Origin of the sequence: Rhodococcus marinonascens NBRC 14363 (assembly GCF_001894885.1) — a bacterium.
Taxonomy (GTDB): domain Bacteria; phylum Actinomycetota; class Actinomycetes; order Mycobacteriales; family Mycobacteriaceae; genus Rhodococcus_F; species Rhodococcus_F marinonascens.
Genome location: NZ_BCXB01000016.1, coordinates 15726 through 29488, shown reverse-complemented (window position 1 = coordinate 29488; position 13763 = coordinate 15726). Strand labels below are relative to the sequence as shown.

At 67.0% G+C, this 13763-nt stretch carries 11 protein-coding genes and 1 riboswitch; of the genes, 6 read left to right on the top strand and 5 right to left on the bottom strand.

Going from position 1 to position 13763, the window contains the following annotated elements; translation table 11 throughout:
• Positions 1-7 precede the first annotated feature (7 nt).
• From dprE2 to RM2_RS13310, 4 genes are read left to right on the top strand one after another with little or no spacing between them, the layout of a single operon-like run.
• Positions 8-796, top strand: a complete 789-nt coding sequence (gene dprE2 / locus RM2_RS13325; RefSeq protein WP_072689975.1) for a decaprenylphospho-beta-D-erythro-pentofuranosid-2-ulose 2-reductase — start codon at positions 8-10, stop codon at positions 794-796.
• A complete protein-coding gene (gene cbiE, locus RM2_RS13320; RefSeq protein ID WP_072689973.1) occupies positions 793-2028 on the top strand; it encodes a precorrin-6y C5,15-methyltransferase (decarboxylating) subunit CbiE in 1236 nt (411 codons plus the stop codon). The genes dprE2 and cbiE overlap by 4 nt, the downstream gene beginning before the upstream one ends.
• Entirely contained in the window at positions 2025-2774 is a 750-nt protein-coding gene (gene cobM / locus RM2_RS13315) for a precorrin-4 C(11)-methyltransferase (protein WP_072689969.1), read from the top strand. Before cbiE ends, cobM begins: the two co-directional genes overlap by 4 nt.
• Before the next feature lie 2 nt (positions 2775-2776).
• Entirely contained in the window at positions 2777-3520 is a 744-nt protein-coding gene (locus tag RM2_RS13310) for a cobalt-precorrin-6A reductase (protein ID WP_072689967.1), read from the top strand.
• Positions 3521-3673: 153 nt separating this feature from the next.
• On the opposite strand, the gene RM2_RS25215 is transcribed toward RM2_RS13310, so the two are convergent.
• On the bottom strand, positions 3674-3865 hold the full coding sequence (locus RM2_RS25215; protein ID WP_245813919.1) for a cupin domain-containing protein: 192 nt from the start codon (positions 3863-3865) through the stop codon (positions 3674-3676).
• Between the two features lie 402 nt (positions 3866-4267).
• On the opposite strand from RM2_RS25215, the gene RM2_RS13300 reads away from it, so the two are divergent.
• The gene (locus RM2_RS13300) at positions 4268-4687 is read left to right on the top strand and encodes a hypothetical protein (protein WP_072689965.1); all 420 of its coding nucleotides are present in this window, start codon (positions 4268-4270) and stop codon (positions 4685-4687) included.
• Between the two features lie 203 nt (positions 4688-4890).
• Here RM2_RS13300 and RM2_RS13295 read toward each other — a convergent pair whose 3' ends face one another.
• The 4 genes from RM2_RS13295 to cobG form a co-directional block, all read right to left on the bottom strand.
• Positions 4891-5448 (bottom strand): hypothetical protein, encoded by a 558-nt coding sequence (locus RM2_RS13295; protein WP_072689963.1) that lies wholly within the window; start codon positions 5446-5448, stop codon positions 4891-4893.
• A gap of 1060 nt (positions 5449-6508) precedes the next feature.
• Positions 6509-8011, bottom strand: a complete 1503-nt coding sequence (gene cobJ / locus RM2_RS13290) for a precorrin-3B C(17)-methyltransferase (RefSeq protein ID WP_072689961.1) — start codon at positions 8009-8011, stop codon at positions 6509-6511.
• Positions 8008-8634, bottom strand: a complete 627-nt coding sequence (locus tag RM2_RS13285) for a precorrin-8X methylmutase (protein ID WP_072689959.1) — start codon at positions 8632-8634, stop codon at positions 8008-8010. The genes cobJ and RM2_RS13285 overlap by 4 nt, the downstream gene beginning before the upstream one ends.
• Before the next feature lie 24 nt (positions 8635-8658).
• On the bottom strand, positions 8659-9798 hold the full coding sequence (cobG, locus tag RM2_RS13280; protein ID WP_072689957.1) for a precorrin-3B synthase: 1140 nt from the start codon (positions 9796-9798) through the stop codon (positions 8659-8661).
• A 6-nt stretch (positions 9799-9804) separates the two neighbouring features.
• Positions 9805-9947: riboswitch (cobalamin riboswitch) on the top strand.
• 81 nt (positions 9948-10028) lie between these two features.
• Here cobG and cobN point away from each other — a divergent pair.
• Complete coding sequence (gene cobN / locus RM2_RS13275) at positions 10029-13646, top strand: cobaltochelatase subunit CobN (protein ID WP_072689956.1); 3618 nt, start codon at positions 10029-10031, stop codon at positions 13644-13646.
• The last annotated feature ends 117 nt before the right edge of the window (positions 13647-13763 follow it).

Here is a 13763-nt window from a genome sequence, read left to right as displayed (position 1 = left end):
TGGAGGGGTGAGCTTGGGATCGAAGAACGACAGCGGGAAGCATTCGAGCCGGATCGACGATCACGGGGCCGTACTCCTCCTCGGTGGCCGCAGCGAGATCGGTCTCGAGATCGTCTCCCGCCTCGCGCCCGGACGCACGATCGTCCTCGCGGCCCGCCGGAGCACAGAACTCGACGCGGAACGGGACTCGCTACTCGAGGCCGGCGCGGCGGTGGTGAAGTGCGTGGAGTTCGACGCCGACGACCTCGACAGCCACGAACAATTACTCAGGTCCGTCGTGGCCGAGTACGGCCCGCTGTCCGCGGCGGTGCTCGCGTTCGGCGTGCTCGGCGACCAGGCGCGTGCCGAGCAGGACGCACGGCACGCGGTCCGCGTGGTCCACACCGACTACGTCGCGCAGATCAGTGTGCTGACCCATCTGGCCAACCTGCTTCGCGAACAGGGGTCGGGGCGGATAGTCGTGTTCTCGTCCGTGGCGGGTGTGCGCGTGCGACAGGCCAACTATGTCTACGGCTCGGCGAAGGCAGGATTGGACGGGTTCGCCAGCGGCCTCGGTGACGCCCTGCACGGCACCGGTGTGTCGCTCATGCTGGTCCGGCCCGGTTTCGTGATCGGGCGGATGACCGAAGGAATGTCGCCTGCGCCCATGTCGAGCACACCCGCGCAGGTCGCCGAGGCGGTTGTGCGCGGCCTGCGCCGAGGTTCGAGTCGGGTGTGGGTGCCGGGACGACTTCGGCCGGTGTTCTTCGTCATGAGGATGCTGCCGCAGGCGATCTGGCGCCGGATGCCACGATGAGCGATGTCCTGGTGATCGTCGGCATCGGCGCCGACGGATGGGACGGTCTGTCGCCGCGCGCGCATCGCGAGGTCGAACGCGCCGAGATACTGATTGGCGCCCGGCGCCAACTCGACCTCGTCCCCGAATCGCGCACACCGCGTGTGTCTTGGCCGTCGCCGTTGACACCTGCGCTGCCTGGACTGCTCGAGAAGCACGCCGGTCGGCGGATATGTGTTCTGGCCAGCGGCGACCCGATGTTCCACGGTATCGGCGTGACGCTGGTCGATCTGCTGGGCGCAGACCGAGTCCGGGTAATCACGCATCCATCGTCGGCGGCTCTCGCCTGCGCCCGGATGGGGTGGCCGACCCACACCACGCCCGTGGTCAGCCTAGTGAACGGTCCCGTCGAGACCCTGCTGCCCGCGCTCGGTGAAAGCGCGCGCCTGCTGGTGCTCAGCCGCGACGAGCACACACCCGCAGCTGTCGCGGGGCTGCTGGCTCACCACGGATTCGGGGAGTCGCACCTCAGTGTGCTCGGCGAACTCGGTGGGCCGAACGAGTCGCGGATCGACGGCACGGCGTCGGCGTGGTCGCTCGAACCCGGTGAGCGACTCAATGTCATCGCGATCGAGTGCCGAGCCGACCCCGGGAAGTTGCGGCTCACCCGGATCCCCGGGCTACCCGACTACGTGTACTCCGGCGATGGGCAGATGACCAAACAGGAGATCCGCGCGGTCACCCTGTGCGCACTGGCGCCCGCGCCGGGCGAGTTGCTGTGGGACGTGGGCGGCGGTTCGGGCACCGTCGCGATCGAATGGATGCGCACCCATCCGCAATGCCGGGCAGTCGCTTTCGAGCGGGATGTCGACCGGGTCACGCAGATCGAGGCAAACAGCTCCGCGCTGGGGGTGCCGTCACTCACGGTGCTCGGTGATGCCCCCTGCGCGTTCGACGATGTCTCGCCGGCGCTGTCCCTGCCGGACGCGATCTTCGTCGGGGGTGGGCTCACCCAGGACGGCCTGCTCGAGGCGTGCTGGAACATGCTCGGACCTGGGGGCCGGCTGGTGGCGAACGCCGTGACCGTAGAATCGGAAGGAATTCTGCTGCAGTGGTTCTCGAAGGTCGGCGGGAAGATCCGCAAGTTCCAGGTGTACCGTGGCGCGCCGCTCGGTGGGTTCACCGCGTGGCGACCGCAACTGCCGGTGGTGCAGTGGTCGGTGACTAAGCAGTCGAAAGGTTGTTCGGCATGACGGTGTACTTCATCGGGGCTGGTCCGGGTGCTGCAGACCTCGTCACGGTGCGCGCGCAGCGGATCATCGCGGCGAGCCCGGTGTGCCTGTACGCGGGAAGCCTCGTCCCGGAGGAACTATTGGCGCAATGCCCGGAAGGCGCACGGGTCATCGACACGGCACGGTTGAGCCTCGACGAGATCGTCGCCCACCTGATCGAGGCCGACGCGGCCGGTCACGACGTTGCACGCCTGCACTCGGGCGACCCATCGGTATTCAGCGCGGTCGCCGAACAAGCCCGGCGACTCGATGCCGTCGACATCGCGTACACCATCGTTCCCGGGGTCGCCGCCTTCGCTGCGGCGGCCGCATCGCTGGGGCGGGAACTGACAGTTCCCGGTGTCTCCCAGACCATCGTGCTGACCAGGGTGTCGACCCTGTCCACGGCAATGCCGGAGGGTGAGGACTTACGCTCGTTGGGCCGTAGCGGTGCCACCATGGTGGTGCACCTGGGTGCGCATCGCATCGACCAGATCGTCGAGGAGCTCACCGAGAACTACGGGCCGACGTGTCCCGCCGCCGTCGTCGCGTTCGCTTCACGCCCGGACGAGATCGTGCTGCGTGGGACACTCGGCACGATCGCCGAGCAGGTGAAGGCCGCCGGCGTCACCAAGACCGCCGTAGTGATCGTCGGGAAAGTGCTTGCTGCCGAGGGGTTTCCGGATAGCTACCTGTATTCCTCCGTCCGCGTCCGCACTACCCACTGATTGTGGTGCGGATACTGATCCTCGGTGGCACCGGGGAGGCTCGGTCGCTCGCGGCGGCACTGCACGAAGATTCCGACATCGACGCCGTGTCCTCGCTGGCTGGCCGGATCCGGGATCCAAGAGTGCCGGTCGGCGACGTGCGCATCGGCGGATTCGGGGGAGCGGACGGACTCGCGGACTGGCTGCGAACGCATCCGGTCGACGCGATCGTGGACGCGACCCATCCGTTCGCCGCGCAGATCACCGCGAACGCGGTCGAGGTCGCCGGGCGGTGTGACATTCCGATTCTGGTCCTGCGCCGACCGGCATGGGTGCGTCGGACCGGCGACGACTGGCGTGAGGTGGCCGATCTCGGCGAGGCGGCGCAACTGTTGCCCGAACTGGGGTCCCGGGTGTTTCTCACCGTCGGCAGGCAGGGCGTCGATTCGTTCGCACGGTTGGGCGCTCTGTGGTTCCTGGTCCGTGCCATCGACCCCCCCGACGTCGAGATGCCGCAGCGTTCGACGCTCCTGCTCGCTCGGGGACCGTTTACGGCGGCGGCGGAAGCGGCGCTGATGCACGAGCACCGCATCGACGTTCTGGTCACCAAGAACAGCGGCGGAGACCAGACCTACGCGAAACTCGAGGCTGCGCGCGCACTGGGAATTCCGGTAATCATGGTTCGCCGTCCGCAGTTGCCTCCTGGCGTCGGGGCAGTGGACGATGTCGCAGATGCACTGGCATGGATCGTTTCGCGGACCAAGTGACCGTCAGCACGCCGTTGCGGGGGCGTCCTCGGACAACGGACGTCCCTCCGGCTGGGTGTAAGTGTAGAAGCACGAGGGGGTCCGTGCCTAGGTTGGCGCCAGTATGGACGTGGTCATTTCCGTGGCCCTCGGTGAGGGTCTGCCCCTGCGTTGTCACCTCATGCGTGCAGTCGTGCAGTGTCCTGGTGAGTTCCCGGATTCGACGTATACGTACACGGGACCGTCGTGGTAATGCCATCCCGTCGTGCCGCCCGGCGCGATCTCGATACGCCGGAAGGTGAGCGCCATGTCCCCCGAAGTGCCGGCGACGGCGGGAACCGTGGTCTCGAGCAACCGTCTGTGCACTCATGCCCGATGACTGATGTGTGGCAGCGGCAGGAGAGGCAAGCAGGACCCCAATTGAGGTACAGGCAGACAAGAGCACCATCGACTTGACGATCAAGGGGATGACCTTCCGGTGCGCTGGCTCCGCGCCAGCGGAAGCCCCGAGGAAGAATCTTTCCGTTTCCAGAGCACATACCCACTCGGCAGGAGCAGACTGATCTGGCGGGTCTTCGACACGGGTCGCGTCGCGCAGCGCCGAACTGCCGGCTACCGGATCCGTGACGCAGGTACCACCGCGCCGCAGTCCGAAAACGGCCTGTGACCACTGGCGGACCCCTGCTCGTGCTGCGGGTTCGGGACCGCCCGTGCGACTTTCGGCTACAGTCGAAATGAGTTTGACTTCAGCCAGCAAGGTGGACCGCAATGAATTTGATGAAGAAATCAGCAGCGTCAGCCCTCGTGGCGGTGGCCGTGACTCTCGGAGCGGGGACTGCTCACGCCCAACCTGCGATGCCCGACCCCGGCGCACCGGCACCCGTTGCACCGGCCCCCGGCATGCCCATGCCCGACATTTTCGGTCCTCCTCCATCGCTCGAGAAGCAGGCTGCGCTCGAGAACATGCTCAACGAAATCGGATTCGGCTGGGCCAACGGTGGAGCGGCTGGAACGGCGATCGGCGCGCTCATAGGCCTCGGCGTCGGGTGTGTGTCGATGTTCCCCGGCAGCCTCGCGGGCTGCATCATCGGTTCGCCCCTCGGAGCAGTCACCGGTGCCGTCGTCGGTATCGGACAGGGTAACCCCAACGCGCAGCAGGCGATCGACGAGTACCTCAATACACCGTGAACTGCTGCCCGCCCAGCTCCCTTCGTGGAGTTGGCCGGTCACGGACGCAAATACGTCCAGGTAGAGGTTGCGAACAGTGATGCCGGACCAAGCCATCCCGCAGTAACGACGGAACCCCTAGCGAAACGGCGCAGCGGCTCCGCGAACTACCTTCTTTTGGCAGGATTGGCACATCAATTGTCCGACGTTGGGTCCTGGAGAGATCAGGCGTGGTCATCGCGGTCCAGGGATGATGGTCTGGTGTGGTGCCGGTCCTGAGGACCTCCCATTAGAGAACGGAACGTCGAACGGTACCGCTGCCACGTCGACTGACCGAACAGCCCGCCCACGCGACTCGACCCGGTACTTCTTCGAACCCGGCATGACTCCATTCTTCCCGGAGGATCGAGTCTGCCGGACACGCCGGGCCGGTTCAGGAGGGTGGCCGGGCGACCACTGATTGCCGGCTCGTCGGTGCAGCCCGGACCGTGAGTCCCGGAAGGGCGACCGCGACTGACGTCAGGTGGGGACTGGGGCAGTGCCATCAGGGTCTGCAAGTCGCCGTTGAGTGCCTCGACCAGCTCAGTGATTGCGCCCGTGAGTGCGTGCGCCTCGCCCGACAGGTGTGCGAGATGCTCCGTGGCGAGTTCGTCACCCACGGCGTTGGTGAGGAGTTCGGCGCTCTCGTCGTCGACGGCGAGAGCATGTTTCGCTGTTTCGGCATGTTCGAGTTCGATATCGAGCGCCAGCAGGTGGTTGAAGTAGTCGTCCAGGACACGCACTCGATGGAGCAGCCGATCCCAGACGGATGTCCAACCGTTCGCGGGCGACATCGAAAGCGCGGATCGCGACGTTCGCCGCAGACGACGTTCCAGCGGGTTGCGCCCCCAGCTTCTCGATGGTCCTCATCAACGCGAGAGCGTGCTGCACCACCTGGCGTGCCTCTTCGCTGGGATCGAGCTGCACTCGGTGCGCCTCGAGGTGGCGGCTGTTCCATGACTTGGTCTGGGGGATAACCATTTCCAAATCGAGGATGGCGGCGATAAGCATGCGCACTCGCTTCTCTCCGAACGGCTCTCGCGCGATCCGGTCCAGCGGCTCTACATCGGAAAGATCCACGACGACGGACTCCTTCCGGTGTGCCGCCGCGTCTGTTCGATCGTATGCGAGGTGATTTAGCGCGAGGCGGACCCCCGGGATGTATATCCCCCATAGGAAGACTGGGGATACGATCCCTCCCACCATGGCGCCTGCCGTGGAGTTGAAGACCGCACCGACGAGTACCCCGGGGATCAACGCGAGAAAAACCGCGAAGATGCTCAACCCCACGATTGCGCCGCCGATCCGCTCGTACTGTTCTTTTGCAGTTTTTGCTTTCGGCAGGTGATACCCGTGATCGGGTTCTGGCACACTGCGGCCTGCTGCTGCCATGCGGGAACGTTTGTTCCGTGTCTCCTCCGGCAGTGCGTGTTCATCGAGGTAGACGAGTTTCCTGTCCTCGAGGACATAATGGAGCTGGCTCATGGATGGATTGTCCCTGGGGGCCGGCCAGAATACGGCAGAAGCGGCCGCGGTGTGATTGCCGACCCAGAAAACGTTCCGGAGTGCCAGGTGCCCGCGTGGGGGTGGTAGACAGGTCGCAGAGTCCCATATCTGGTGGTGAGCTCGCCTCATCAAAACAACTTCGACCTACAGATGGCTGTCGAGCTGTGGAATTCGCCACCAACCGAAGCCAGGTCAGGGCCCTTTCAGGTTCGTGCCCGCCGTTCGTGCTCGAACGGCCTGCCGCGGTCGCGCCTCCAGGACCGCTGAACCCTGAGCGACTGCAGGACGGGGTGGTACTCAGCCCGGGTAACGACGAGGCGTGAAAACCATGGTCCCATGGCGGTTCTCGACGACGGTCGTCATGGACGAGCCGATGATGAGCAAGCAGCGCATGTCGATCTCGGCGGGGTCGAGGTCGGCGAGTCGCACGACGCGCACCGACTCCTGTGCGCCGGCCACGTCCCGGCCGATGATCACGGGTGTGTCGGGGGAGCGGTGCTCGAGAACGAGGTCGCGCATCGCGCCGACCTGCCAGGTGCGCGATTTCGATGCGGGGTTGTAGACGGCGAAGGCCATGTCGGCGCCGGCGATAGCGGAGATGCGCCGAGCCACGACGTCCCAGGGCTTGAGCCGGTCGGACAAGGACAGGACGGCGTAGTCGTGTCCGAGGGGGGCGCCCACCCGGCTCGCTACCGCGTTCGCGGCGGTCATCCCGGGCAGGACGCGCACCGGAACGTCGCGCCACTGATCCTCGTCCGCAACTTCGAGGACCGCGGCTGCCATCGCGAACACACCCGGATCGCCGGACGACACGACGGCGACGCGGGCCCCGTTCTTCGCCAAGTCGAGCGCCATCGCAGCACGCTCGGCCTCGACCCTGTTGTCGCTGCAGTGACGGCGCTGGCCGGGGCGTTCCGGCACCCGGTCGATGTAGGGGCCATAACCGACGAGGTCGGTGGCCAGTGACAGTTCGTGCTGCACCTCGGGTGTCGTCCACGCCTGATCCCCGGGGCCGAGCCCGACGACGACCAGTTCACCGGCGGATGCCAGGCTGCCGCGGCGGGTGTTCGACGGGCTGGGAACGAGAGCGATCGAGAAATAGGGAACGTCGCTGTCCGAGACGTCGTCGGCCGGGTCGATTCGCTGGCCGGCGGTGCTGGCTCGTTCGACGTACCAGGTTTCGTCTATCCGCCCGGAGTCCTTCAACGCCTGCCGGACGGCCGGATACGTCCGCCCGAGCTTGAGGATGGCGGCCGCGTCCGTCTCACGCAGGCGCCGCGTCAGCTCGCCCTGCGGCAGTGTGCCGGGCAGGACGGTGAGGATCTCCTCGCCCTCGACGAGCGGCATCGCCAGCGCGGCGGAGGCGGCACTGATCGACGTGACACCAGGAATCACCTCGATGTCGAATCGCTGCGACAGACGTTTGTGCATGTGCATGTAGGAGCTGTAGAAGAGCGGGTCTCCGGCGGCGAGGAGTGCCACCGTACGTCCGGCGTCGAGGTGGACGGCGAGTCGCTGCGCGGACTCCTCGTAGAACTCGTCCATGGCCACCTGATATCCACCGGGATGGTCGACGGTCCCGGTGGTGACGGGGTAGACAAGATGCTCCTCGATCTGGCCCTCACGCATGTAGGGCGCGGCGACGGCCCGCGAGATGCTCTTGCCGTGCCGGGCGCTGTGGAATGCGACCACGTCGGCCGTGCCGATGATCCGTGCGGCCTTGACCGTCACCAGTTCCGGGTCGCCTGGTCCGATGCCGACCCCCCACAGCTTCCCTGCCGCACGCACATCGGAGCTCATTCGACCTCGCTCGCAATCGCATTCAGGGCCGCCGCCGTGATGGCGCTGCCACCGCGCCGACCGCGAACCACCAGGTAGTCGAGTCCGCTAGGATGCCCGATCAACGCTTCCTTCGACTCCGCGGCACCGATGAAACCGACCGGCCCGCCCACGATCGCGGCGGGTCGAGGCGCACCCGAGTCGATCATGTCCAGCAGATAGAACAACGCGGTAGGGGCATTGCCGATAGCGACCACGGCGCCCTCGAGTTTGCTGCCCCACAACTCGAGGGCGGCGGCCGATCGGGTGTTCCCGATCTGCTCGGCCAGCGCGGAAACCCGGGGGTCGCGCAGCGTGCACAACACCTCGTTGCCCGCCGGTAGCCGCGTCCGCGTCACCCCGGCGGCCACCATCTGCGCGTCGCACAGGATAGGTGCGCCGTCGGCGAGTGCCGTGCGGGCGGCCTTCACGACACCGGGGGTGAACGCGACATCGCCCGCCAGATCGACCTGGCCACTGGCATGGATCATCCGGACCACGGCCTGCGAGACATCCTCGGGAAAGGCGTGCAGATCCGCCTCGGCGCGGATCGTGGCGAAGGACCGGCGGTAGATCTCCGCGCCGTCTCGGATGTACTCGATCATCCGCTCACGATAGAGGCTTGGTGCTCATGGCCCCTCCACCCGGTAACCGGTCCCGGTCGCGGTCGCGACGAAGTCGGTGACCCCACCCCGGGGGCGCCCGCAACGCCTCTCGCATCCTGACCAGTGCCGGCGGCCCACCTCTGGGAGTTCGCCGCTCTCGACGGCCTCCCGCGCGTCGGCCCGAACGTCGGCGAGTGCCTTCTCACATCCGGGTTGCCCGGTGCAGGCGCTGACGTTCAACCAGGGCGAGTTCTCGTCGAAGATCAGGCCCATCGGGGCGAGGACACGCACAACCTGCTCGGCGGACCATTCGTCGAGGTCGCACAGCAGCAAGGATTTCCACGGGGTGACGATCACGGGCTTTTCGATCGCGGCGAGGAACTCCGCCATCCGGGCGTCGAGGATTCCGAACGGAAGACCGCCGCCGAGGGTCACGTCGCCGTCTGCTTGGTCGAGCCAGCCGATCGGGGGACGTGCCTCGGCGAACGCGGTCACCGGGTCGGCGGTCGGTACGAGGGTGAGCGCCGCGAGGGTACGTTCCATCCCCTCGGGGATCTCGGACAGCCGCCAGTGCTCATCGCGAAGTTCCAGGAAAACGCGAGCGGCGTCCAGGAGGACGGTCACCGAATCCGTCACCGCGATTCGGGCGCCGCTGTCGCGACCGGCGAGAACCACGGCGACCTCGGTCTCGCTGACCGCGTGGACGCCGTAGTCGCCGCCGAGCGGGGAAATGTCACCGCGACCGTCGTCGAGGGTGAAGAGGGTGCGGCCGGGCAATTCGGCCAACGCGGAGTCAGCGCACAGCCTCCGGTCGAGTTCGTCGACCACGCCACGCAGGTCCGTGAGACCCCCGATACGCCCAGTCAGCGGTGAGGCGAGGATGTTGCGGACGCGTTCGTGTGTTTGCGACGGCAGCAGTCCGGCACGGCTCAGGCGGTGGGCGAACTCTTGCGGATCGTCGATCGCCCGCAGTTGCACGTTGCCTCGGGAGGTCAGTTCGATCTCACCGCTACCCAGGTCGCGGGCGGATTCCGCGAGGGTCCGGACCTGCGCGGGAGTCAAGGTTCCGCCGGGAAGCCGCACGCGGGCGAGCGCGCCGTCGGCGGCCTGGTGGACCCCGACCGCGCCTGGGCAGGAATCGGGGCGGGAACGGGAGTCGACCATGGTCCCAGGCTACGGGCGGCGCCCGGTAGCATCACCAGCACTTGCGGCACCAGTAGAGGAAACCGGCGGAAATCCGGTGCGGTCGCGCCACTGTGAGCTCACCCGTCTCGGTGGGCAAGCCAGACCCTCGCCTGCTGCCGCTCCGGACCCACGGTTCCGCAGAACCACCGGACCCACGGTTCCGTAGAACCACCGCCATGGGGCGCGACACCCCCAGGAAGGCTCCACCTGTGATCCTGCTGCTCTCCACCTCCGACACCGATCTGCTCAGTGCCCGCGCCAGCGGCGCGGATTACCGCTGGGCGAACCCGGCACGACTGCTCGTCGAGGAGGATTTGCCGGGGCTACTCGCCGGCGCCGATCTGGTCGTCGTGCGCATCCTCGGCGGTCGGCGGGCGTGGGAGGAGGGGCTTGCCGCGGTCCTGGCTGGCGGGTTGCCCGTCGTCGTCCTCGGAGGCGAGCACGCCCCCGACGCCGAGCTGATGGAATGCTCGACGGTCACCGCCGGTGTTGCCGCCGAGGCCCACAATTATCTGGCTGAGGGCGGTGCCGACAACCTCGCGCAGTTGTATTACTTCCTGTCGGACACGGTGCTGCTCACCGGTCACGGCTTCGAGGCCCCGGTGCACCTGCCCAGTTGGGGAGTCGCATCGTTTGCCCCCGAGTCGGTCACCCCCGAGTCGGTTGTGGGCCGGCCGACGATCGCCGTGCTCTACTACCGCGCCCAGCACCTGGCCGGGAACACTCGCTACATCGAGGCGCTGTGCGAGGCAGTCGACGCCGCCGGTGCCAACCCGTTGCCGATCTATTGCGCGTCGCTGCGCACCGCCGAACCGGAGTTGCTGCAAACCCTGCGCCGCGCTGACGCCATGGTGGTCACCGTCCTCGCGGCCGGCGGCACGAAACCTGCCGGGGTCTCGGCCGGTGGTGACGACGAAGCGTGGGACGTAGCCGCCCTCGCCGCATTGGACGTGCCGATCCTGCAGGGATTGTGCCTGACCAGCAGCCGCGAATCGTGGGAGTCCAACGACGATGGACTCTCTCCCCTCGACGTCGCCACCCAGGTCGCGGTGCCCGAATTCGACGGTCGGCTCATCACGGTCCCGTTTTCGTTCAAGGAGATCGACGCCGACGGATTGTCCACCTACGTTCCCGACGCCGAACGCGCGTCCAGGGTGGCGGGCATCGCCGTCCGGCATGCCCGCCTCCGTCGCATTCCCCCGCCCGAGCGCCGGATTGCGCTGATGCTGTCGGCGTACCCCACCAAGCACGCCCGCATCGGCAACGCCGTCGGCCTCGACACCCCTGCCAGCGCGATTCGGTTGCTCACCGAGATGCGTGCGGCCGGCTACGACCTGGGGCCCGAAGACGGGCCTGACGCCGTGCCCGGACTCGCCGCGCAGGACGGTGACGCCCTGATCCACGCCCTGATCGCAGCCGGTGGTCAGGACCCGGACTGGTTGACCGCGGAGCAACTCGAGGGCAACCCGATCCGCATCTCCGCCGACCGCTACCGCGAGTGGTTCACGTCGCTGCCGGTGGAGCTGTGCGAGCGCGTCGAGGAGCACTGGGGTCCGGCACCCGGCGAACTGTATGTCGACCGCACACAGGATCCATCCGGTGAGATCGTCATCGCGGCATTGCAGTTCGGCAACTTGGTGCTCATGGTGCAGCCGCCCCGCGGGTTCGGTGAGAAGCCGGTCGCGATCTACCACGACCCGGACCTGCCGCCGAGCCACCACTACCTGGCGGCATACCGGTGGATCGCCGCGAACACGGCGGTCGGTGGTTTCGGGGCCGACGCCGTGGTCCATCTCGGTAAGCACGGGAACCTCGAATGGCTGCCCGGCAAGACGCTCGGCATGTCCGCGTCGTGCGGAACCGATGCCGCACTCGGTGACCTGCCGCTCATCTACCCGTTCCTCGTCAACGATCCCGGCGAGGGCACCCAGGCCAAGCGGCGCGCGCACGCGACCCTGGTCGATCATCTGATCCCCCCGATGGCCCGAGCCGAGAGTTACGGCGACATCGCCCGACTCGAGCAACTCCTCGATGAGCACGCGAACATCTCCGCACTCGATCCGTCGAAGTTGCCGGCCATTCGCCAGCAGATCTGGACTTTGATGCGGGCAGCCAAGATGGATCACGACCTCGGTCTCGAGGAACGGCCCGACGAGGACGTGTTCGACGACATGCTGTTGCATGTCGACGGTTGGCTGTGCGAGATCAAGGACGTCCAGATCCGCGACGGACTACACATCCTCGGCGAGGCGCCCCGCGACGCCGCCGAGGTCGAACTCGTTCTCGCCATGCTGCGGGCCCGGCAGATGTGGGGCGGCGAACAGAACGTTCCGGGTCTGCGCGAGGCGCTCGGCCTCAGCGAGGACGGTGACGAATCCCGCACCCGGGTAGACGATATCGAGGAGCAGGCGCACGCACTGGTACAGGGCATGCACGACGCGGATTGGGAGCCCGCCGCCGTCGACACCCTCACCGACGACGCCACGGTCGCGCAGATACTCCGCTTCGCCGCCACCGAAGTGGTACCGAGGCTTCGGGAAACCGACAACGAGATCGGCCAGGTGCTGCACGCGCTCGACGGCGGGTTCATCGCCGCCGGGCCGAGCGGGTCACCGCTGCGCGGGCTGATCAACGTGCTTCCGACGGGCCGCAACTTCTACTCCGTCGACCCCAAGGCGGTGCCGTCTCGTTTGGCCTGGGAGACCGGCCAGGCGATGGCTGAATCATTGCTGGACCGATACAAGTCGGATCACGGTGAGTGGCCGCGGTCGGTCGGCCTGTCCGTGTGGGGCACCTCGGCGATGCGCACGTCAGGTGACGACATCGCCGAGATATTCGCGCTCCTCGGCGTGCGTCCGGTATGGGACGAGGCCAGCCGGCGAGTGGTGAATCTCGAGGTGATCGACCTCAACGAACTGGCCCGCCCGCGCATCGACGTCACGGTCCGGATCAGCGGCTTCTTCCGCGACGCGTTCCCGCACGTGCTAGCCCTGCTCGACGACGCCGTCCGGTTGGTGGCGGCACTGGAAGAACCGGCGGAGGTCAACTTCGTTCGAGCACATGCGCAGGCCGATCTGGCCGAACACGGCGACGAGCGACGAGCGACCACCCGCATATTCGGTTCCAAGCCGGGTACCTACGGAGCCGGGTTGCTGCAGTTGATCGACTCGAAGAGTTGGCGCGGGGACGCGGATCTCGCCGACGTCTACACCACATGGGGCGGTTTCGCGTACGGGCGTGGACTCGATGGTGCCCCCGCAGCCGACGACATGCGCACTGCCTACCGCCGGATCACCGTCGCAGCCAAGAACACTGACACCCGTGAACACGACATCGCCGACGCCGACGACTACTTCCAGTACCACGGCGGCATGGTCGCGACGGTGCGCGCGCTCACCGGGAAATCGCCAGAGGCATACATCGGCGACAGCACCCGACCCGAGTCGGTGCGCACCCGAACCCTGTCGGAGGAGACGTCCCGGGTGTTCCGTGCCCGCGTCGTGAACCCGCGGTGGCTCGGCGCGATGCGCCGCCACGGCTACAAGGGTGCATTCGAAATGGCCGCAACCGTCGACTACCTGTTCGGGTACGACGCCACCACCAACGTGGTCGCCGACTGGATGTACGAGAAGCTCGCCGAGTCCTACGTCCTGGACGAGCAGAACCGCAAGTTCATGGAACAGTCCAACCCGTGGGCCCTGCACGGGATCGCCGAACGCCTCCTCGAGGCCGCAGAGCGGGACATGTGGGAGCATCCCGAGCAGCAGACGCTCGACGGCCTGCGGCAGGTGTACCTGGAAACCGAAGGTGAACTCGAGGGCGACTGATCTCGCTGCATGTAGCGCCGGTAGCCATTCAGTGCAATTTCACTATCGGGTGCACAGTTCCATCATCGAATACACAGGCATCGCTGTAGGATTGGCCGCCCTTCATGTCAGGGACGG

Coding starts and splice junctions, on each gene's coding strand:
- RM2_RS13285 (WP_072689959.1), bottom strand. CDS start 8,634: ATGATCGAGTACATCCGAGACGGCGCGGAGATCTACCGCCGGTCCTTC.
- RM2_RS13300 (WP_072689965.1), top strand. CDS start 4,268: ATGAATTTGATGAAGAAATCAGCAGCGTCAGCCCTCGTGGCGGTGGCC.
- cobG (WP_072689957.1), bottom strand. CDS start 9,798: ATGGTCGACTCCCGTTCCCGCCCCGATTCCTGCCCAGGCGCGGTCGGG.
- cobJ (WP_072689961.1), bottom strand. CDS start 8,011: ATGAGCTCCGATGTGCGTGCGGCAGGGAAGCTGTGGGGGGTCGGCATC.
- cobM (WP_072689969.1), top strand. CDS start 2,025: ATGACGGTGTACTTCATCGGGGCTGGTCCGGGTGCTGCAGACCTCGTC.
- cbiE (WP_072689973.1), top strand. CDS start 793: ATGAGCGATGTCCTGGTGATCGTCGGCATCGGCGCCGACGGATGGGAC.